We start from the raw sequence: 19,694 nt of genomic DNA, 5'->3' as shown, positions 1-19,694 counted from the left end.
CGCCGGTCAGGCGGAACCGAGCACGGCCTCAAGGGCGTTGAGGAATCGGTCGGTGGTCTCCTCGTCCCGGACGGCGATCCGCAGCCACTCCTCGCCCAGCCCCGGGAAGGTGTCCCCGCGCCGGACGGCGAAGCCGTGCTCGCGCAACCGCCGCCGGACGGCCGCCGCATCCGGCAGCCGGACCAGGACGAAGGAAGCGGCCGGCTCGCCGTACAGCCGCACCGACCGGAAGGCGGCCAGTCCCTTCACCAAGTGCTCGCGCCGGAGCGCCAGTTCGGCCGCGGCCAGCTCGGCCTCGGCGAGCGCCGCCGGGCCACTGCACACCTCGGCGGCGGCCAGTGCCGGGGTGGAGACCGGCCAGAGCGGCTGGGCGGCGCCGAGGTCGGCGATCAGCGGTGCGGGCCCGAGCACATAGCCGATCCGCAGTCCGGCCAGCCCCCAGGTCTTGGTGAGGCTGCGCAGCACGACGACCCGGCCGGGTAGATCCCGGACGGAGGCGAGGGACTCCCGCTCGCCCGGCACGGTGTCCATGAACGCCTCGTCCACCACCAGGGTGCGCCCCGGCCGGGCCAGCGCGGCGACGGCCTCGGCGGGGTGCAGCACGGAGGTCGGGTTGGTCGGGTTGCCGAGGACGACCAGGTCCGCCTCCTCGGGGACGGCGCCCAGCCGGAACCCGTCCTCGGGGGAGAGCAGCACCCGGTGCACCCGGTGCCCGGCGTCCCGCAGGGCCGCCTCCGGCTCGGTGAACTGCGGGTGCACCACGACGATATGACCTGGAGTCAGAACCCTTGCCAGCAGGACGAAGGCCTCCGCGGCCCCCGAGGTGAGCAGCACCTCCTCGACCGGGCGGGCGTGCCGGGCGGCCACCGCGGCGCGAGCGGCGCTCTGGTCGGGGTAGGCGGCGAGGTCGCCGAGAGTGGCCGCGAGGTGCTCGCGCAGCCACGCCGGGGGAGTGCCGGTGCGGACGTTGACGGCGAGGTCGACCAGGCCGAGCCCGTCGGCGCGCACCTCGGCGTCGCCGTGGTGGCGCAGGTCGGGTTCGGGGGCGGTCACGCGGGGTCTCCTTGCGGGTGCTTCGGGTGCTTCGGGTGCTTCGGGTTTCGGGTGGCTCAGGTGGTTCGGCTGGTACCGGTCGGGGCTGGTGGTGCCGGTGGACAGGTGGGTGGCGGCGGGTCCGCGTCCACGTCGAGCGGCGCGAGGCGTCCGTGCGCCGCCGTCCGGGCGATCGCGACCGTGGCCCGCGCCGACTTCCGCTTGGTGACCACGAGCCGGCCGCCCGGCGCGCTCGCCAGCGCCGCCGCCTCGGCCACGCTCGCGGTGCCGACAGTCGTACCGACGGTCGCGGAGGGGTTCGGCACCGGCACGCCCGCCAGTACCTCGGGCGGGTGCTCGTCCACGGGCACCCCGGCGAGGTGGTCGGCCGCCCAGCGCACCGCCGGGTGGTTCGCCCTGCCCGTCACGGTGGCCAGCCGGGCCACGGCGGACGGCGTCAGGCCGGCCTCCCTGAGGGTGTCCGTGAGCAGTCGCAGGACCTCGGTCCGTTCGGCGCCGCTGCTCGCGCCGATCCCCACCACCAGGGTTCGGGGGGCGCCGGCGACCGGTTCGCTCACGTGCCGCACCTTTCGTCCCGAGCTCCGGTGATCCCACCACGCCCGGCCGGAACGGGTCAATCGCGGTGGGTGTGACCTCCGACGCGGGTCCGCCGTCCGCGCCGTCCGTGCCGGGTCCGCCGTCCGTGCCGGGTTCGCCGTGGCGCGGCAGCTGTTCGCCTGTTCTTCATCTGCGTTGTGCGGTACACGACACCACGGCGCTCCTACTGTTCTCGGCGCTCCCGCCCAGGAATCCCCGACCTCCGGAGGACCCCATGGCCTTCGCACGACTGCGCGCCCCCGGAACCCTCGCCCCCGGCAGCCGTCCCGGGCCCCGTCCCTGGCCGCGCTCCGCGGGCGCCGTCGGCCGCACCGGAATCCGGAACTGACGGCCGTGTACGTCGCGGACTCGCGCAGCTCGAAGGCCCCCACCGGGCAGCCGTCCGTCGGGCCGTCCCCCGCCGGGCAGCCCCCCGCCACGCCGACCACCGCCGGGCCGGCCGTGGGCCCGGTGCGGTGGGGCGCCGTGCCCGGGGCGGTGGTCGCCCTCGGTGCGGTCAGCCTGGTCACCGACATCTCCTCGGAGATGGTCACCGCCGTCCTCCCGCTCTACCTGCTCACCGGTCTCGGCCTCTCCCCGCTCGGCTTCGGTCTGCTCGACGGCATCCAGAACGGCTTCAGCGCACTGGTCCGGCTGGTCGGCGGCCACCTGTCCGACCGCCGCGGCCGCGACGGCGCGGCCCGCCACAAGACCGTCGCGGCCGTCGGGTACGGCCTGTCCGCGCTGTGCCGGCCGCTGCTGCTGTTCGCCCACACCGTGCCGCTGATCGGTGCCGTGATCGCCGTCGACCGCACCGGCAAGGGCCTGCGCACCGCCCCCCGGGACGCGATGATCTCGCTCGCCACCGAACCCGCCCACCGCGGCCGGGCGTTCGGGGTGCACCGGGCGATGGACACGGCCGGCGCCCTGCTCGGGCCGCTCACCGCGTTCCTGGTGCTGCGGCTGGCCGGCGGTCCGCTGCTCGCCGACGGCGGCGAGCGGCACGGCTACGACGCGGTGTTCGCGGTCAGCGCGTGCGTCGCGGCGCTCGGGGTGCTGATCCTGCTGCTGTTCGTGCCGAACCGGCAGCAGGGTGACGACTTGTCGACTTCCGCCCCCTCACTGCGCGACAGCCTCACCCTGCTGCGGCTGCCGGGGCTGCGCCGGCTGACGCTCTGCGCCGTCCTGCTCGGCCTCACCACCGTCAGCGACTCCTTCCTCTACCTGCTCGTCCAGCGCCGGCTGGACCTGCCCGTCGGCCTCTTCCCGCTGCTGCCGCTGGGCACCGCCGCCGCCTTCCTGCTGCTCGCCGTCCCGCTCGGCGCGCTCGCCGATCGGATCGGCCGCCACCGGCTCTTCCTCGCCGGGCACGGGGTGCTGCTGCTCGCGTACGGGCTGCTGCTGTCACCGCTGCGCGGGCTGCCGGCGGTGCTCTGCGTGCTGGTGCTGCACGGGACCTTCTACGCGGCCACCGACGGCGTGCTCGCGGCCGCGGCCGCCGACGCCGTACCCGCCGAGCAGCGCGGCGCCGGGCTCGCCCTGGTCGGCACCGGACAGGCGCTGGCCCGGTTCGCCTGCTCGCTGCTGTTCGGCGCGCTGTGGGGAGTGGTCGGCGGCCCGGCGGCGCTGGGCTGGTCGGCGGGGGCGCTGGCGCTGTGCGTGCTCGGCGCGGCGGCGGTACTGCGCCCGTCCGGACCCGCCGCCGGTCAGCCCGTCCCCGTCGCCGAGCAGCCCGGACCCGTCGCCGCGAAGTCCCCGGAGGAGACCCCATGAACCTGCGGAACCGCACCAGGATGATCATCCTGCTGGTCGCCGTCGTGCTGCTCGGCGCGGTCGGCACCGGGGCCGTCCTCAACGCCGCCGACCGCACCGCCCGCCGGGACCAGGCCCAGCCCGGCGGGCCGTCCGTCACGTCCGGCCCGGTGTCACTACAGGTGCAGTCCGGCGGACGACAGCTGTTGTTCCGCAACATGGCCTGGGGCCCGCACCGGGACGAGATCACCTCCGTCGCCGCCGACCGCCCCGACGGCCCGCGCACCGCCTCCGGCGTCCAGTGCCTGCGCTTCCACGCCGCCGCCGGCACCGGCATCTGCCTCCAGGCCCAGCACGGCGCGCTGGAGGACACCTACCGCGCCGTCGTCCTGGACGACCACCTGCGCGAGCTCCGCTCGTTCCCGGCGGCCGGGATCCCCACCCGCTCCCGGGTCTCCCCGTCCGGGCACCTCGCCGCTTGGACGGTCTTCGTCAGCGGCGACTCGTACGCGGGCAGCGACTTCTCCACCCGCACCTCGATCGTGGACGTCCGGGACTGGAACCTGCGGGAGAACCTGGAGGACTTCTCGGTCGTCCTGGACGGCCACCCGTACCAGGCGCACGACATCAACATCTGGGGCGTCACCTTCGCCGACGACACCACCTTCTACGCCACTCTCGCCAGCGCCGGGCGGACCCACCTCGTCCGCGGCGACCTCGCCGCCCGCACCCTCACCACCCTGCACGACAACGTCGAGTGCCCCTCGCTCTCCCCGGACGGCACCCGCGTCGCCTACAAGAAGCGCGTTCCCGGCCTGCCCGCCGACGCCCCGTGGCGGCTGTACGTGCTCGACCTCGCCACCATGACCGAGACCGCCACCGCCGAGCAGCGCAACATCGACGACCAGGCGCTCTGGTCCGGCCAGGGCACTCTGGTCTACGCCCTGCCCGGCGACTACGGCGCCGACCTGTGGACCGTCCCGGCGGACGGTTCGGGCAGCGCGCAGCCGGTCACCAGGGCTGCGGTCGCCCCCGCCTACCTGGGCTGAGGAACTCTCGGCTACGGTCCCACGTCGAGCAGAGTGTGACGTCCTGATCAGGCGTCCTGAACGAACGGGGGAGCGAGACAACCGTGGACGGCATTCCACCCGAGCGCACGGTGACCGACTCCTGGCCCGCCCTGCACGGCCGCCCGGTCCTGCGGCGCACCGTCGCCGTCGGGCTGGTGCTCTGCGTGTCCGTCGCCGCCGCCCTCGTGGTGCGCGGCGTCAACGCGCTCACCGCCGGCGGCACCGGCCGCGAGACCGACCGCGACCGCGCCGAACGCCTGGCCGGCCTGCACCCGTCCCAGCATCCCGGCGTCGGCCGCTTCTACGTCCCGGTCGGCGCCGTCTACACCCACACCTCCGGCGGCGCCCCGGTCGCCTACCTGCACTACCGCCTCGGCGGCGGCAGGGCCCCCGGCCTCGGCGACTTTCTCAGCGCCTACGACCTCCCCTCGCCCGGGCCGGCCGCCCCGCTCCCGGCCGACCTGCTCGCCGCCCTCGGCGGTGACGAGCCGGCCGAGGCCCCGGAGCTCCCCGAGTCCGCGCCGACGCCCGCGCCCGGCCCGTCCGCCACCGCCGACCCCGCCGCCGCGCCCACCGAGAGCCCGTCCCCGGACGCCGAGCCCACCGACCCGGCCGGGCCCTCCGACCCCACCCCCGCCGCCCCGGACCCCGGCGACTCCGATGCCGACCCCGAGGACCCCACCGTCGAACCGGCCCCCGCGGCCGTCCCGGACGAGCCCACCCCCGACGACCCCGCCCCCGCCCCCGCCCTTCTCCCAACCCCGACCTGGACGCCCACCCCCACCCCGACCCCCACCGACCTCCCCACCCATGCCCCCGCCGCCCGCCGCATCTACGTCGCCACCATCCCCGGCGGCCTGCCCGGCGCCGCCGACATCTACATCCGCGCCACCGGCTGACCCGCCGCCCGGGGTCCGGGTTCCGCCGTTCGCGCGGCCCGTCCGTCATCGCTCGCCGCCCGCCGAATACGCCTGCGCCCCGCCGCGACGGCGGGGCGCAGGCGTTCAGGGAGATGCCGGCCTGGGGGAGCAGCCCGGTCAGCGGGCGGTGGCCGGTTCGGGCTGGGGGGTGGGTGCGGTGGTCAGTGCCGGTGCCGGTGCCGGTGCCGATGTCGGGGCGGGGGCGGGGGTGGGGGTGCGGCGGGCGGGGGCCTGGCCGACGAGCATGGCGGCGAGGGCGAGGAGAAGGCCGAGGAGCTGCCAGGGGGTGAGGGTCTGGCCGAGGACGACGAGGCCGCCGAGGGTGGCGACGACCGGGTTGATCAGGCCGAGGAAGGAGGCTGGGCCGGCGCCGAGCTGCTCGATGCCGCGGAACCAGAGGAAGTAGCCGAGCGCGGTGCCGAACAGGCCGAGGTAGGCGAAGCCGGCCAGGTTGGCGGCGCTCAGGGCGGGCGGCGCGCCCTCGACCACGGCGGCGAGCGGCACGAGGAAGACCGATCCGGCCAGGAGCTGCCAGGCGGTGAGGTCGAGCAGGGTGGCGCCCTCGGGGCGGCCCCAGCGGCGGGTGAGGACGGTGCCCATGGCCATCAGGGAGATTCCGGCGACCATCGAGGCGATCCCGACGCCGTCCAGCCGGGCGCCGCTCTTGAGCACCAGCAGGGCCACTCCGCCGACCCCGACCAGTCCCGCGATCACCGCCCGCCGTCCGGGCCGCACCCGCAGCACGCCGATCGAGAACCCGGCGACGAGCAGCGGCTGGATCGCCCCGATGGTGGCGGCGACGCCGCCGGGCAGGCGGTACGCGCCGACGAACATCAGTGGGAAGAACAGCCCGATGTTGAGCATCCCGAGGGCGGCCGCGCGCCCCCACCAGCGCCCCTTGGGAAGTCGGCGGCCGATCAGCAGCAGGAGCAGTCCGGCCGGCAGGGCGCGGAGGGCGGCGAGCAGCAGCGGGCGGCCCTCGGGCAGCAGCTGGGTGGTGACGAGGTAGGTGGTGCCCCACGCGGCCGGGGCGAGTGCGGCGGTGACGGCGATCCCCGCGCGCTTGCGGTCCATGACGGCCATGACGTCCCCCTGAACGTTGATTATCTGAACGTTGAGATACTTTCTACGCCCAGGATCGGAGAACGTCAAGTATGTGAATGTTAAGATATCCGCGTTGGGCGGAAGGCTTCGGATCGGACGGCCCCGGGAGGGCGGCGGACATGCAGCAGCGCGACACCGTGGACGACATCGTCGAGCAGTGGGCCCGGGCACGCCCCGACCTGGACGCCGGCCCCATGGCCCTGATCGGCCGGCTCCGACGGCTCAACGTCCGGGTCGACAACGCCCTGCGCGAGTACTTCACCGCCTGCGGCCTGGACTCCTCCGAGTTCGACGTGCTGGCCACCCTGCGCCGCTCCGGCGAGCCGTACGAGCTCAACGCCCGCGCGCTGCTCAAGTCCGCGATGGTCACCTCCGGCGCCATCACCAACCGGGTCGACCGGCTGTCCGCCAAGGGCCTGGTCGAGCGCAACCCGTGCCCGAGCGACCGCCGCGCCGTCCTGGTCCGCCTCACCCCGGCCGGCAAGGAGCTGATCGACGGTGCCCTGGCCGGCCACGTCGGCAACGAGGAACGCATCCTCTCGGTCCTCGACGCGGACGAGCGCACCCGGCTCGACGCCCTGCTGCGCAAGCTGCTCATCGCGCACGGGGACACCGAGCCGCTCCTGTGAACCGGGGCCGGGCACGCCGGGCCGCGTGTCCGGCGGCCTCCCGGCCGCGTTGTCCTCTGCGGAAGCCCAGCGGAGGAGAGACCCGATGAACGAGAAGACGCCCAGGGACATCGCCGTCGGCGACCAGCTGCGGGCCGCCGGTGCGGAGGGTGCCCGGTGGCTCACCGCCTCCGGGTGGGGACCGCCCGTCAGGGTGCCGTTGCAGCACGCGGCGAAATGGCAGCAGGAGACCCGGGCCCGGATGCTGGCGGCCCAGCAGGACGAGTCCTGCACATGGTGCGACCACCTGCTGTACGGCGGCCCCCAGCCCGTCGTCGTGCACGCGGAACACCCGACCCACCTGATCTGCCGCGCCTGCTCGGTCGCCGCCCGCCCCCGCCGCGTCTGCCTGGACTGCGGGAAGCCGGCCTCCTCCGAGTCCCCGGCCGACGGGCGCGAGGACGTCTTCATGGGCGCGGTGGCGATCTACACCCGGCTGCGCTGTGTCGCCTGCCACCGGTCCGACCCGCTCGACGGCACCTTCGGCAAGCTCGCCTGACGGCCGCCCGGGCCCCTCACACCGCCCCGCCCGGGGTCGGCGGCCGCCAGTTGTACGTCCGGGCCGCGCGGCTCAGCAGGGCGCGGGCGGGGAGGAGGCCGGCGAGGGTGAGGGCGGTGGTGCGCAGGAAGGTGGCGGCGGGGGAACGGAGGGCGACGAGGTCGCCGATGCGGCGGGAGCCGGCGACGACGGCGGTGGTGCGGGGGAGCCGGGCGGCGGTGTAGGCGGGCAGGGCGGCGGCGGGGTCGGTGCCGGGGGTGAGCAGGGAGGCCAGGACGAGGGCGTCCTCGATGGCCTGGCAGGCGCCCTGGCCCTGGAAGGGGCACATCGCGTGGGCGGCGTCGCCGAGGAGGGCGACCCGGCCGTGGTGGTGGGCGGGCAGCGGGTCGGCGAGGTCCCGGACGTCGTGGCGCAGGACCCGCTCGGGTTCGGCCAGGGCGAACAGTTGCGGTACGGGGGCGCACCAGTCGCCGTACCGGCGCAGGAGTTCGGCCCGCTCGTCCCCGTCGGCGGCCCGTTCGCCGGCCGGGGCGAGGGCGGCGCCGTACACGTAGACCCGGCCGTCGGCGAGCGGGACGATCCCGGCGAGCTTCCCGCGGCCCCACACCTCGCCGGCGGCGGCCGGGAGGCGGCCGGGGGTGACGATGGTGCGCCAGGTGGTGAATCCGCTGTAGCGGGGGCCGGGGTGCCGGGGGAAGAGCAGGCTCCGGGTCGCGGAGTGGATGCCGTCGGCGGCGACGACCAGGTCGGCTGTCTCCTCCCCGTCGGCGGTGCGGACGACGGCGGGCCCGGTCGCGCTGCCGGGGGTGACGAGGGTGGCGGGTGAGCCGGTGCGGACGGCGCCCTCCGGGAGCGCGTCGACCAGGGCGGTGATGACGTCGGCGCGGGCGACGGCGGCGATGGTGTCGCCGAAGCAGGCCTCGAAGGCCGACGTGCTGGTGCGGGCGAGCCAGCGGCCGGAGGGGTGGCGCAGGCCGACGGCGGGGTGCGGGGTGGCGAGGGCGCGCAGGTGCCCGCCGATGCCGAGCCGGTCGAGGCAGCGCAGGGCGTTGGGGGCCAGGGCGAGTCCGGCGCCGACGGGTTCGAGGGAGTCGGCGCGCTCGTGGACGCGGACGGGGACGCCCTGTCGGTGGAGGGCGAGGGCGGCGGTGAGGCCACCGATGCCGCCGCCGATGACGATCGCCTGGTGCAGGTCCATGAGGGGGCTCCTCTTCTCGCGCGCTCTGGTCACTACAGATGTAGTGCCCGGTGCTCGAAACGGTACTACGCATGTAGTGAGTCGTAAACTACGGCTGTAGTGAGTTGGGGGCGCCTCTCCGGAAAGGCCATGATCGGACCCATGACACCCCCGCGCCCGACCCTGATCGCCGACGCCGCCATCGACCTGATCGCCGACGCCGGCCTGCGCGGGCTCACCCACCGCGCCGTGGACGACGCATCCGGCCTGCCCGCCGGCTCGACCTCCAACCTCGCCCGGACCAGGGCCGCCCTGCTGGAGCTCGTGCTCACCCGGATCGTCGAGCGGGAGACCGCCGACTACCCCGTCCTCGTCGAGGGCGAGCTGCCGGCGGCCGCCGTCCCGCCGCGAGAGCAGCTGGCCGAGGTCGGCGCCGAGGTGCTCTTCCAGGCGCTCACAGGTGGCCGCCGGATCACCCTGGCCCGCCTGGAGCTCGCCCTGGAGGCCACCCGCAGGCCCGAACTGCGCTCCCTCTACGACCGCCTGGGCGCGCGCTTCGCCCAGCGAGCCGCCGAACTGCTCGCCGCCGCCGGTTCGAGCGACCCGACGGGGGACTCCCGCCGGTTGATCCGCTGGTGCGACGGCGTGCTGTTCAACGCGACGGCCGGCAGCGGGCACTGGCACGTGCCGATGCCCGAGGAGCTGCGCGAGGAGATCGACCGCTACCTCGCCGTGCTGCTCGACCGGTAGGCCCGGGATCCGGCGGCGCCCGCCTGTACTCCCCCTGCTCGATCAGGGAGCGATCCGCTCCGCGGAGGCGCTGCGTGCCCTCGCGCCCGCGCTGGCTGTGGCGCTGTCGGGGCTGCACCGGCTGGGGCTCGTCCACCGGGACCTCAAGCCCGCCGACATCATGCTGACTGCGGCCGGCCCGCGCCTGCTGGACTTCGGCATCGCGGCGATCGTGGACGGCACCCGGCTGACCGCCACCGGCGGCGGCCCGGGCATCCTGACGTACATGGCGCCGGAGCAGTTCGGCGAGGAACGGGTCGGTCCGGCGGCCGACGTGTGGGCGTGGGCGTGCTGCGTGCTGCGTGGTGTGCGCGGCGCACGGCTCCAGCCCGTTCGCGGCGACCAGCACCGGAGCGTGATCCGCCGGATCGTGGAGACCGGGCCCGCGGCGCTGGCGGCGGCCCAGTCGCCGGCGCCGGACCCGGAGGCCGTCCACGATCAGATCGCCCGGGCTGGCAGACCCTCGCGCTGTAGCGGAGGCGGCGAGCCCGGACCCGGTGCCCCGGACGACGTGCGGCCGCGTACGACGGGGCGCGGCCGCGTACGACAGGGTTCGGCCGGGGCGGCTCAACCGTCGGACGCCACCCGCCCGGCGACGAGCCGGGCGCAGTCGTCCACCGAGGCCCGCGAGGTGTCGACGACCAGGTCGTAGGCGACGCCCTGGTGCACCGCCGAGGCCTGCGCGGCGGCCATCCCGGCCACCCGGTCGCCGCGCGCGGCCTCTCGCGCCGCGGCCACCGCAGGATCGCAGCGCACCCCGACCCAGAGCACGTCCAGGCCCTCCAGCGCCGCCCGCCACCGGGTCTGCGAAGCGGCGCCGCCGAGGAACACCTCGTCCACCACGATCCGCGCCCCGGCCCGGGCCATCGCCGCCACGCCGAGCGTCCAGGCGGCGTCCAGCGCGGCGAAGACCGGGCCGACCTCGACCGTCCCGTTCCCGCCCTCCAGCCCGCCGATCCCCTCGCCGCCGTCGCGCAACGACGCCGGCAGCGCCTCGACCATGGTGTCCGCGCCGAGGTGCAGCCACGGGTCCGGCAGCAGTTCCTGCAGGCGCCGGGCGATGCTCGACTTGCCGGAGCTGGACCCGCCGTTGAGAACGATCACATGCATGGGCGGAGCCTATGGCGGCACACCCCGCGGCGTCGCCGCGTTATCCGGGGGCGCCCCGGGGGACGGGACGAACCGTGGACTACAGGGCTCCGGCCGCCCCCGCCGCGAAGCCCGCCCCCGCCGCGAAGCCCGTTCCCGCCGCGAAGCCCGCCGCCGCGGCCGCGAAGGAGGACGCCAGCGCCGGTGCGCCCGCCCAGTGCAGGTGCAGGTAGGAGGCGTGCACGTTGCCGCCTCCGAAGCCCTCGGCGCGGGGGCCGGTGGGAAGGCGCCAGCCCCAGGCCGGGAGTTCGCCCGCCCCGGGTTCGCAGACCGTGCGGTGGAACTCGTGGCCGCGCAGCCTGGTGCCGGCCGGGCCCAGCGGGGAGTCGTGCAGGGCGACCGCCTCCCGGTAGCCGAGGGTGAGCCGCTCGGTCATCCGGGCGTCGGTGGCCAGCACGCCGCACATCGGCAGGCCGTCCAACTCCCGCCCCAGGTAGAGCAGCCCGGCGCACTCGGCGGCGATCGGCCCGCCCGCGGCGGCGAACCCGGCGATGGCGGCGCGAAGTTCGGCGTTGCCGCTCAACTCGCGCACGTACAGCTCCGGGAAGCCTCCGCCGATCACCAGGCCGGCCGTCCCCTCGGGCAGCGACGAGGCGTGCAGCGGGTCGAACGGGACCACCTCCGCGCCTGCCGCGCCGAGCAGTTCGGCGTTCTCCGCGTACGAGAAGGAGAAGGCCGCGCCGCCCGCCACCGCGATCCGCGGCCGGCCGGCCACCGGGGTGACCTCGGCCGACGGGTCCCACGGTTCGGCGTCCAGGTCCGGCGCCGTCCGGGCGAGTTCGAGCAGGGCGTCCAGGTCGACCGAGGAGGCCACCAGTTCACCCATGTCGGCGACCGCCCGCAGGGCCTCCGCCGAGCGCTCCACCGCCGGGATCAGCCCGAGGTGGCGGGACGGCGTGGCGACCGCCGCGGAGCGGCGCAGCGCGCCCAGCACCGGCACGCCGGAGCCCTCCTCCAGGGCCTCGCGCAGGAGCTGCTCGTGCCGGTCGGAGGCGACCCGGTTCAGGATCACTCCGGCGAGCCGCACCTGCGGGTCCCAGGAGGCGAAGCCGTGCACCAGCGCGGCGACCGAGCGGGACTGCGAGGAGCCGTCCACCACCAGCACCACCGGCGCCCGCAGCAGCTTGGAGACGTGCGCGGTGGAGGCCAGCTCCCCGCGCCCGGAGGCCCCGTCGAACAGGCCCATGACCCCCTCGACCACCGCGACGTCCGCCCCCGCCGCGCCGTGCAGGAACAGCGGTGCGATCCGCTCCGGCCCGCACAGGAAGGCGTCCAGGTTGCGGCCCGGGCGGCCGGCGGCGAGCGCGTGGTAGCCCGGGTCGATGTAGTCGGGGCCGACCTTGTGCGGCGACACCGCCAGCCCGCGCGCGGCGAGCGCCGCGATCAGGCCGGTGGCGACGGTGGTCTTGCCGGCGCCCGAGGAGGGCGCGGCGACGACGAGGCGGGGGACGGTGCTCAACGGCCTACCACTCGATACCGCGCTGGCCCTTGCGGCCGGCGTCCATGGGGTGCTTGACCTTGGTCATCTCGGTGACCAGGTCGGCGAATCCGGTCAGCGCCTCGGGCGCGTACCGGCCGGTGATGACGACGTGCTGACTGCCCGGACGGTCCTTGAGCACGGCCACCACCTCGTCCGGGTCGACCCACCCCCAGTGCATCGGGTAGGTGAACTCGTCCAGCACGTAGAAGCGGTAGGTCTCGGCCGCGAGGTCCCGCTTGACCTGCTCCCAGCCCTCCTTGGCCGCCTCCTCGCTGGACATCTCCTGCTCGGCGGAGCGCTGGATCCAGGACCAGCCGGAGCCCATCTTGTGCCAGTCGACGGTGCCGCCCTCGCCGGAGGCGCCGAGCACGCGCAGCGCGTTCTCCTCGCCGACCTTCCACTTGGCGGACTTCACGAACTGGAACACCCCGACCGGCCAGCCCTGGTTCCAGGCCCGCAGCGCCATACCGAACGCGGCCGTGGACTTGCCCTTGCCGGGGCCGGTGTGCACGGCGGTGATCGGCAGTGTGCGGCGCTGACGGGTCGTCAGGCCGTCGTCGGGAACGCTCTCGGGGACACCCTTGGGCATGTCGGCTCAGGCCGCCTTTCGCATCGCGGTGGTTGCACGGTTCGCAGAACGGTTGTCGGACCGGCTCTCGCGGACGAGCGAGGCCACGCCCTCGGCGCGCAGCTCGTCCAGGCCGACGGCGGTGCCGCCGAGCAGCCCGGCCAGGGTGCGGGCCAGGCCCAGGCGGACCGGGCCGGACTCGCAGTCCAGCACCACGCTCGCCGTGCCCTGTGCCGCGAACAGCGCGGCCGCGCGGTGCGAGCGGGCGAGCGCGTCCCGCCCGCCGGTGGCCCGGCCGTCGGTCACCACGACCAGCAGCGGGCGCCGGCTCGGGTCGCGCAGCCGCTCCACCCGCAGCACCTCGTGCGCGCGCAGCAGGCCGGCGGCCAGCGGGGTCCGCCCGCCGGTGGGCAGCGACTCCAGCCGGGCCGCGCCGACCTCCACCGAGGAGGTGGGCGGCAGCGCCAGCTCGGCACCCGCGCCCCGGAAGGTGATCATGCCGATCTTGTCGCGGCGCTGGTAGGCGTCCATCAGCAGCGACAGCACCGCGCCCTTGACGGTGGTCATCCGCTGCCGGGCGGCCATCGACCCGGAGGCGTCCACCACGAACAGCACCAGGTTGGACTCCCGCCCCTGGCGCACCTGTTCGCGGAAGTCGTCCTTGTGCACCACCAGCGCCCGCCCGCTGCGCCCGCGCGCCGCCTGGTGCGGCGCGGCGGCCTGGAGGGTCGCGGTCAGGTGCAGCCGGCCGAGCGCGCCCTGCGGGCGGCGGGCGCGGATGGTGTGCCCGCCGGTGGTCTCGGCGGGGGAGCGGCGGCCCTGGGCGCCGTGCCCGGTGCCCTTGACGGTGAACAGCTGCGTCCGGTACGGGTCCCCGGCCGCGACCGGAGCCGATTCCCGTGCAGGAGAGGGGTGTTGGGCGGGTGCGGGCTGCTGCGCGGGCGCCTCGGGGCCCTCGGGGGAGGGCGCCTCGGGAGCGGACCCCTCGGGGCCGCTGTCGGACGGCTCGGGCGCGCCGCCGCCGTCGGGGCCGCCCCCGTCCGGGCCGCCCTCCGGCCCGTCGCCGTCGCCGTCCGGTCCGTCGCCCTCGGGCTCCGGCTCCTCCTGCTGCGCGTGCTCCTCCAGCGTCCGCTCCAGCTGCTCCTCGTCCAGCCCCGGCGCGTCGAAGGGGTTGCGGCGGCGCCGGTGCGGCAGCGCCAGCTGCGCCGCCTTGCGGACGTCCTCCTCCTGCACCTCGGTGCGCCCGTCCCAGGCCGCCAGTGCGACGGCCGTGCGGGCCATCACGATGTCCGCGCGCAGCCCGTCCACCTCGAACGCGGCGCACACGGCGGTGATTTGACGCAGCGCCACATCGGTCAGCTCTACCTTGGGCAGCAACTCCCGCGCCGCGACGATGCGTTCGGCGAGAGCCCGCTCCTCCTCGGCGAACCGCTCGGCGAAGCCGGCCGGGTCCGCGTCGTAGGCGAGCCGGCGGCGGACCACCTCGGCACGCTCGGCCGGATCCCGGGTGGCGGCGATCTCGACGGTCAGGCCGAACCGGTCGAGCAGCTGCGGCCGCAGCTCGCCCTCCTCCGGGTTCATCGTGCCCACCAGCAGGAACCGGGCCGCATGGCGCACCGACACGCCCTCGCGCTCGACGTAGGAGCGGCCCATCGCGGCGGCGTCCAGCAGCAGGTCCACCACGTGGTCCTGGAGCAGGTTCACCTCGTCGATGTAGAGCACGCCGCGGTGCGCCCTGGCGAGCAGCCCGGGCTCGTACGCCTTGACGCCCTCGGCCAGCGCCCGCTCCAGGTCGAGCGAGCCGACGATCCGGTCCTCGGCCACGCCGACCGGCAACTCGACCAGCTGGGCCGGCCGTTCGGAAGCGGGCGGGGAGACGTGCGGCCCGTCCGGGCACTGCGGGTCGGGCGCGGTCGGGTCGCAGGCGAAGCGGCAGTCGTCCACGGTGGCGATGGACGGCAGCAGGCCGGCCAGCGCGCGCACCATGGTCGACTTCGCGGTGCCCTTCTCGCCGCGCACCAGCACGCCGCCCACGGCCGGGGAGACCGCGTTCAGCAGCAGCCCGAGCCGCAGGTCGGCCATGCCGACGATCGCGGTGAACGGATAGCGGACGTCACTCATGCCGTACCCCACTCCTGTCGTGCCCCGTCCCGCGGCACTGTCCGGTCCTGTGATCCTGCCCGGTTGCGTGATCCTGCCTGGCCCTGCTGCCGTACCCGGCTCATGCGTCGCTCCCAGGGGCCCCGGGCGGGACGAACGGCAGCGATCCGGCCGCCGGCACCCCGCCCTCGATCAGCTTCCACAGCGCGTCGGTGTCGGCGTGCTCCTCGATCAGGTCGCCCAGCCGGTCCAGCCGGGCCTCGCGCGCCGCGGCGAAGGAGGTGTCCGGGGCCGGGACGAACGCCCGGCCCGACAGCGCGGCGACCTCGCGCAGGAGTTCGCGGCGGAACCCGTCGTTCTCCAGCGCGCCGTGCCAGGTCGTGCCCCAGACCGGGCCCACCCGGCAGCCGTCCAGACTCCGTCCCCGGCCGTCGGAGACAAACGTGTCCCCGCCCTCGACGGTGACCACCCCGTGGTGGATCTCGTAGCCCTCCACCCGCTGCCCGAACGCCTCGCCGACCGGCCGCGCCAGCACCTTCTCGGCGCCGAACCGCACCTGCGTCGGCAGCAGGCCGAGGCCCTCGACGGCCCCCGCCTTCGACTCGACCTCGTCCACGATCGAGCGCGCCAGCATCTGGTAGCCGCCGCAGACCCCGAGGACCGGCAGCCCGGCCGCCGCCCGCGCCCGCAGCGCCGGCTCCAGACCGCGCTCGCGCAGCCAGGCGAGGTCGGCGACGGTGGCCCGGGTCCCGGGCAGCACCACCAGGTCGGCGTCGGCCAGCTCCTCCGGGCGGGTCGCCCAGCGCACCAGCACGCCCGGCTCCTGCGCGAGCGCGTCCATGTCGGTGAAGTTGGACAGCCGCGGGAAGCGCACCACGGCCACCCGCAGCACGTCCGCGCCGTACGGCCCGGGCCCGTCCGCCCGGTCCACCACCGTCGACAGGTCCAGCGAGTCCTCGGCGTCCAGCCAGAGCCCGGGCAGCATCGGCAGCGTGCCCAGCACCGGACGGCCGGTCAGCCCGTGCAGCATCTCCAGCCCGGGCGCGAGCAGCCGCGCGTCACCGCGGAACTTGTTGACGAACCAGCCGGCCACGTGCCGCTGGTCCTCCGCCGACAGCAGCGCCAGCGTCCCGTACATCGCCGCGAAGACCCCGCCGCGGTCGATGTCCCCGACCACCACCACCGGCAGGGCGGCGGCCGTCGCCAGGCCCATGTTGGCGATGTCGCGGTCGCGCAGGTTGATCTCGGCGGGCGAGCCCGCGCCCTCGCAGACCACCACGTCGTAGCGGCCGCGCAGGTCCGCCAGGCACTCCAGGGCACGCTCCAGCAGGACGGGCTTGCGCTCGCGGTAGTCCAGCGCGCCCACCTCCGCCACCGGCCTGCCGAGCAGCACCACCTGGCTGCGGCCGTCCGCGCCCGGCTTGAGCAGCACCGGGTTCATCGCCGCCTCCGGCTCCACCCGGGCGGCCTGCGCCTGCATCGCCTGGGCGCGGCCGATCTCGGCACCGTCGGCGGTGACGAAGGAGTTGAGCGACATGTTCTGCGCCTTGAACGGCGCGACCCGCACGCCCTGGCGGACGAGCCAACGGCAGATCCCGGCCGTCACCACGCTCTTGCCCGCGTCCGAGGTCGTCCCCGCGACCAGCAGCGCCTTGCTCATGCCCGTCCCCTCTTCCTCAGCAGCATCCGCAGCAGGACGTGCCCCGCGACCGTCGTACCCAGCGCCAGTGCGCCCACCCGCCGGGAGAGCGCACAGGCGCGCTCGATGTCGTCCACCGTCACCGGCCGCAGCTCCGCACCCAGCACGGGCCGGTGCTCCACCCGCTCGCCGTACCGCAGCGCCCCGCCCAGCCGTACGCCCACCGCGCCGGCGAACGCCGCCTCGGCCTGGCCCGCGTTCGGGCTCGGGTGCGCGGAGCCGTCGCGCCGCCAGACCCGCCAGGCCGTACGGGGCTCGGGCGCGGCGGCCACCGTCAGCAGCGCCGTCAGCCGGGCGCCCGGCCAGCCCGCCAGGTCGTCCAGCCGGGCCGAGGCCCAGCCGAACCGGGCGTAGCGCGGCGAGCGGTGACCCACCATCGCGTCCAGGGTGTTCACGGCGCGGAAGGCCAGCAGGCCGGGCGTGCCGGCCAGGGCGCCCCAGGTCAGCGCGTTCACCACGGCGTCGGCGGTGTTCTCGGCCACCGACTCGACCACCGCCCGGGCGATCTGCTGGCCGTCCAGCGCGCTCGGGTCCCGCCCGCACAGGTGCGGCAGCCGCTCCCGGGCGGCCGTGAGGTCGCCCGCGGCCAGCGAGCGGCCGATGGTGCGCGCCTCCCGGGTCAGCGAGGTGCCGCCGAGCACCGTCCAGGTCGCGGCCGCCGCCAGCACCGCCCGGCCCAGCGGACGCCGGCCCACCGTACGGTCCAGGGCGAGCGCGCCCGCCGCGACCGCGCCCACGCACAGCGCCGTGTAGCCGGCCCCCGCGCCGCGGTCGTCGCGCCACAGCCGACGCTCCAGCCGGGTCGCGGCGCTGCCGAAGACAGCCACCGGATGGCCCCGGCGGGGGTCGGCGAAGCGGGCGTCGGCGACATGGCCCGCGACGGCGCCGAGCGCGAACGCGGCGGCGCGGGCCAGCGGGCGCGGCGAGGAGGAGGGTCCGAGCGGGGTCATCGGGGGCACGGCGGAGGGCAGCTCGGAGTCCGGTGGGGCGGGGCAGCCTGCATCGCGTGCGTGTCCTCACTCAGGGTCCGCGCCCTGGATCGACGTGACGGGGGCGAGAGTCTCCTGGCTTCCGGGTCGAACGCACCCCCGGAGCCTTCCAGCGGCCGTCGACGGCCGCCGTGGCGATGTTCCGAGCGTGCTCCCCGGTGACAGTGGCGGGACCGCGCCGGAATTCCACCGGCTTCCTCTCCATGCCTCCGTTTGGCCCCAGGATCCCATCACGGGCCCGAACCGGGAGTCAACCGAGGTCACGGAGGGGTTGGTCACACGCGGACGCCGCCGACGCGCCGGGGGATCGCCAGGCGCGGGGCCGCCCTCCACCGGGAACACCACGTCCCTCCCACCGGGAACACCACATCCCCTCCCAGCGGGGCACCGCCGGCTCCGCCGCCGTCCCGCCCCACCATCCTCATTGCCCGCTTCCGACACCTCCTCAGCGCCGCCGGGCCGCCGCCCGGGTGACCCGGACGGCCCAGCCCGGTGGCCGGGCGGACGGAGCGCCGGTGAACTGGTGCCCGAACACCGTCCGGTCCGTGAGCAACAGAGCGGGGAGTGAAATGCGTTGGGGAACCGCCGCCGTCGTGGCGGCCGCCGCGGTCGGGGCCGCCGTGCTGGTGATCGGCCGTCGGGCCTCCGAGCGGACGGTCCGTCCGGTGGCCGCCGTCCCGGAGTCCGGGCCGGTCCTGGTCCGCGGCCTCGCCCCCGGCCGGGTCACCTTCACCCGCGGCCCCGAGAGCCTGCGCCCCGGCCGCTGGGCGGTCGAGTGGGCGGACGGCGGGCACGCGGTCGTCGAGGAGGTCCTGCACAGCGACGAGCGGGGCGTCACCCGCCGGCTGCTCCGCGCCGACCGGGGCACGCTCACCCCCGGCACCGAGGTCCGCTTCACCCCCCGGGTCCTTCTCGGCGACCCCACCGAGGCACTCGGCCTCCCCTTCACCGACACCACCGCCGACGGCGAGCTCGGCGCCCTTCCCGCCTGGCGGCTCGACGGCAAGCGCGGCACCTGGGTGATCCTGGTGCACGGCCCCGAGGCCGACCGCCAGCAGACCCTCCCGGTGCTCCCCGTCCTCGACCGGCTCGGCCTGCCCACCCTCGCCGTCACCTACCGCGGCGACCAGGGCGCCCCCGCCTCCCCGGACGGGCTCAGCCACTTCGGCGAGACCGAGTGGCGCGACATCGAGGCGGCGGTACGGCTGGCGCTCGACAGCGGCGCGGGCAAGGTGATCCTCTACGGCTGGTCCGTCGGCGCGACCACGGCCCTCCAGACCGCGGCCCGCACCGCCTGGCCGCACGCCGTCAGCGGCCTCATCCTCGACTCGCCGGTGCTCGACCTCCCGGTCTCCGCCCGCCGGGACGCCGCCCGGGCCGGCTTCCAGGGCGTCGCCGCCGAGCTGGGGGCGCTGGCCGCGGAGGGCCGCACGGGCGTCGACCTCGCCGACTTCGCCCGCATCGCCGAGGGCACCGACCTGCGGGTGCCCACCCTTCTCCTGCACAGCCCCGAGGACCGGATCGCGCCCTTCGGCACCGCCGAGAAGCTGGCTGCCGCCCGTCGCGACGTCGTGAGCCTCCAGGCCTTCCCCGGTGCCGACCACGCCACCCTCTGGAACACCGCTCCCGACCGGTACACCGAACTGCTCCGTCGCTGGCTCACGCCGCTGCTGTAGGGCGCCGCCGGCGGGTCCTGCCGGCACGTCTCCCGGACGTGCCGCGGTCGGTGCTCCGCTTCCGCCCCCGCGGATCGGAACGCGGCCCCACCGTCGAGGTCCGGGCCGACCCGTTGGGCCGACCCGTCGAGCCGATCCGTTCGATCCGATCCATCCGATTCGTCCGGCAGGATCCGCGAGGCCCGCAAGACCCACCGGCCGCGCCCTCGCCCCCCTCCTCGTGCGGGCGTTTCCGGCCGGGCCGCGCCGGCTTTTCCGGCGCGCTTCCCCCCTGCCCGCGAATGAACGTTTCCCCCATTCCGCCGTAGACGCGCGAGAAGTCGGCCGGTCCGACTTCTCGCGCGGGCCCATACCCCCCCCCCCCCCCCCAAACAGGGTAATATTAAAAAAAAAAAGAACCCCCCACAGAAGTGAGGTTGTAAAAA

18 protein-coding genes and 1 riboswitch are annotated in these 19,694 nt (G+C 75.9%); of the genes, 8 read left to right on the top strand and 10 right to left on the bottom strand.

Going from position 1 to position 19,694, the window contains the following annotated elements; genetic code table 11:
- Positions 1-6: 6 nt before the first annotated feature.
- Together cobC and ACFVUY_RS17600 are read right to left on the bottom strand one after the other, a co-directional pair.
- Positions 7-1,053, bottom strand: coding sequence for an Rv2231c family pyridoxal phosphate-dependent protein CobC (gene cobC / locus ACFVUY_RS17605; protein ID WP_387730803.1), 1,047 nt, complete (start codon positions 1,051-1,053; stop codon positions 7-9).
- A 56-nt stretch (positions 1,054-1,109) separates the two neighbouring features.
- Positions 1,110-1,610, bottom strand: a complete 501-nt coding sequence (locus ACFVUY_RS17600; RefSeq protein ID WP_387730800.1) for a cobalamin biosynthesis protein — start codon at positions 1,608-1,610, stop codon at positions 1,110-1,112.
- A gap of 373 nt (positions 1,611-1,983) precedes the next feature.
- Between ACFVUY_RS17600 and ACFVUY_RS17595 the strand changes: the two genes are divergently transcribed.
- The 3 genes from ACFVUY_RS17595 to ACFVUY_RS17585 all read left to right on the top strand — a co-directional run bounded on the left by ACFVUY_RS17595 (position 1,984) and on the right by ACFVUY_RS17585 (position 5,350).
- Positions 1,984-3,402: an MFS transporter gene (locus ACFVUY_RS17595; RefSeq protein WP_387730798.1), complete on the top strand. Its 1,419-nt coding sequence runs from the start codon at positions 1,984-1,986 to the stop codon at positions 3,400-3,402.
- Positions 3,399-4,430, top strand: a complete 1,032-nt coding sequence (locus ACFVUY_RS17590; RefSeq protein ID WP_387730795.1) for a TolB family protein — start codon at positions 3,399-3,401, stop codon at positions 4,428-4,430. The genes ACFVUY_RS17595 and ACFVUY_RS17590 overlap by 4 nt, the downstream gene beginning before the upstream one ends.
- An 83-nt stretch (positions 4,431-4,513) precedes the next feature.
- The gene (locus tag ACFVUY_RS17585; RefSeq protein WP_387730793.1) at positions 4,514-5,350 is read left to right on the top strand and encodes a hypothetical protein; all 837 of its coding nucleotides are present in this window, start codon (positions 4,514-4,516) and stop codon (positions 5,348-5,350) included.
- 138 nt (positions 5,351-5,488) lie between these two features.
- Here ACFVUY_RS17585 and ACFVUY_RS17580 read toward each other — a convergent pair whose 3' ends face one another.
- The gene (locus tag ACFVUY_RS17580; protein WP_387730791.1) at positions 5,489-6,454 is read right to left on the bottom strand and encodes an EamA family transporter; all 966 of its coding nucleotides are present in this window, start codon (positions 6,452-6,454) and stop codon (positions 5,489-5,491) included.
- Between the two features lie 140 nt (positions 6,455-6,594).
- Here ACFVUY_RS17580 and ACFVUY_RS17575 point away from each other — a divergent pair, with 140 nt between their 5' ends.
- Together ACFVUY_RS17575 and ACFVUY_RS17570 are read left to right on the top strand one after the other, a co-directional pair.
- The gene (locus ACFVUY_RS17575) at positions 6,595-7,104 is read left to right on the top strand and encodes a MarR family winged helix-turn-helix transcriptional regulator (RefSeq protein WP_387685775.1); all 510 of its coding nucleotides are present in this window, start codon (positions 6,595-6,597) and stop codon (positions 7,102-7,104) included.
- 85 nt (positions 7,105-7,189) lie between these two features.
- Positions 7,190-7,642: a hypothetical protein gene (locus ACFVUY_RS17570; protein ID WP_387730789.1), complete on the top strand. Its 453-nt coding sequence runs from the start codon at positions 7,190-7,192 to the stop codon at positions 7,640-7,642.
- Between the two features lie 16 nt (positions 7,643-7,658).
- Here the strand turns inward: ACFVUY_RS17570 and ACFVUY_RS17565 are convergent, their stop codons facing one another.
- Positions 7,659-8,840 carry an FAD-dependent monooxygenase gene (locus ACFVUY_RS17565; protein WP_387730786.1) on the bottom strand — a complete coding sequence of 394 codons (1,182 nt, stop codon included), beginning with the start codon at positions 8,838-8,840 and terminating at the stop codon, positions 7,659-7,661.
- 141 nt (positions 8,841-8,981) lie between these two features.
- Between ACFVUY_RS17565 and ACFVUY_RS17560 the strand changes: the two genes are divergently transcribed.
- Positions 8,982-9,569 (top strand): TetR/AcrR family transcriptional regulator, encoded by a 588-nt coding sequence (locus ACFVUY_RS17560; protein ID WP_387730784.1) that lies wholly within the window; start codon positions 8,982-8,984, stop codon positions 9,567-9,569.
- Between the two features lie 7 nt (positions 9,570-9,576).
- Positions 9,577-10,260: a protein kinase gene (locus ACFVUY_RS17555; RefSeq protein ID WP_387731099.1), complete on the top strand. Its 684-nt coding sequence runs from the start codon at positions 9,577-9,579 to the stop codon at positions 10,258-10,260.
- On the opposite strand, the gene cpt is transcribed toward ACFVUY_RS17555, so the two are convergent.
- The 6 genes from cpt to ACFVUY_RS17525 form a co-directional block, all read right to left on the bottom strand.
- Entirely contained in the window at positions 10,176-10,712 is a 537-nt protein-coding gene (gene cpt / locus ACFVUY_RS17550; RefSeq protein WP_387685904.1) for a chloramphenicol phosphotransferase CPT, read from the bottom strand. The two genes, ACFVUY_RS17555 and cpt, sit on opposite strands and share 85 nt — an antisense overlap.
- An 85-nt stretch (positions 10,713-10,797) precedes the next feature.
- Complete coding sequence (locus ACFVUY_RS17545; protein WP_387730781.1) at positions 10,798-12,216, bottom strand: cobyrinate a,c-diamide synthase; 1,419 nt, start codon at positions 12,214-12,216, stop codon at positions 10,798-10,800.
- Between the two features lie 4 nt (positions 12,217-12,220).
- Positions 12,221-12,826 carry a cob(I)yrinic acid a,c-diamide adenosyltransferase gene (gene cobO, locus ACFVUY_RS17540; protein WP_049655361.1) on the bottom strand — a complete coding sequence of 202 codons (606 nt, stop codon included), beginning with the start codon at positions 12,824-12,826 and terminating at the stop codon, positions 12,221-12,223.
- Positions 12,827-12,832: 6 nt separating this feature from the next.
- On the bottom strand, positions 12,833-14,926 hold the full coding sequence (locus tag ACFVUY_RS17535; protein ID WP_387730778.1) for a putative cobaltochelatase: 2,094 nt from the start codon (positions 14,924-14,926) through the stop codon (positions 12,833-12,835).
- Between the two features lie 100 nt (positions 14,927-15,026).
- Complete coding sequence (locus tag ACFVUY_RS17530; RefSeq protein WP_380354269.1) at positions 15,027-16,565, bottom strand: cobyric acid synthase; 1,539 nt, start codon at positions 16,563-16,565, stop codon at positions 15,027-15,029.
- Positions 16,562-17,554, bottom strand: a complete 993-nt coding sequence (locus ACFVUY_RS17525) for a cobalamin biosynthesis protein (RefSeq protein WP_387730775.1) — start codon at positions 17,552-17,554, stop codon at positions 16,562-16,564. Before ACFVUY_RS17525 ends, ACFVUY_RS17530 begins: the two co-directional genes overlap by 4 nt.
- A gap of 107 nt (positions 17,555-17,661) precedes the next feature.
- Positions 17,662-17,794, bottom strand: a riboswitch (cobalamin riboswitch).
- A gap of 368 nt (positions 17,795-18,162) precedes the next feature.
- Between ACFVUY_RS17525 and ACFVUY_RS17520 the strand changes: the two genes are divergently transcribed.
- Complete coding sequence (locus ACFVUY_RS17520) at positions 18,163-19,269, top strand: alpha/beta hydrolase (RefSeq protein ID WP_387685791.1); 1,107 nt, start codon at positions 18,163-18,165, stop codon at positions 19,267-19,269.
- Positions 19,270-19,694: the final 425 nt, after the last annotated feature.

This window comes from Kitasatospora sp. NPDC058063, from assembly GCF_042885395.1.
Classification (GTDB): Bacteria; Actinomycetota; Actinomycetes; order Streptomycetales; family Streptomycetaceae; genus Kitasatospora; species Kitasatospora lactacystinica.
Note: the sequence above shows the minus strand (reverse complement) of the source record. Positions and strands in the feature narration are given on the sequence as shown.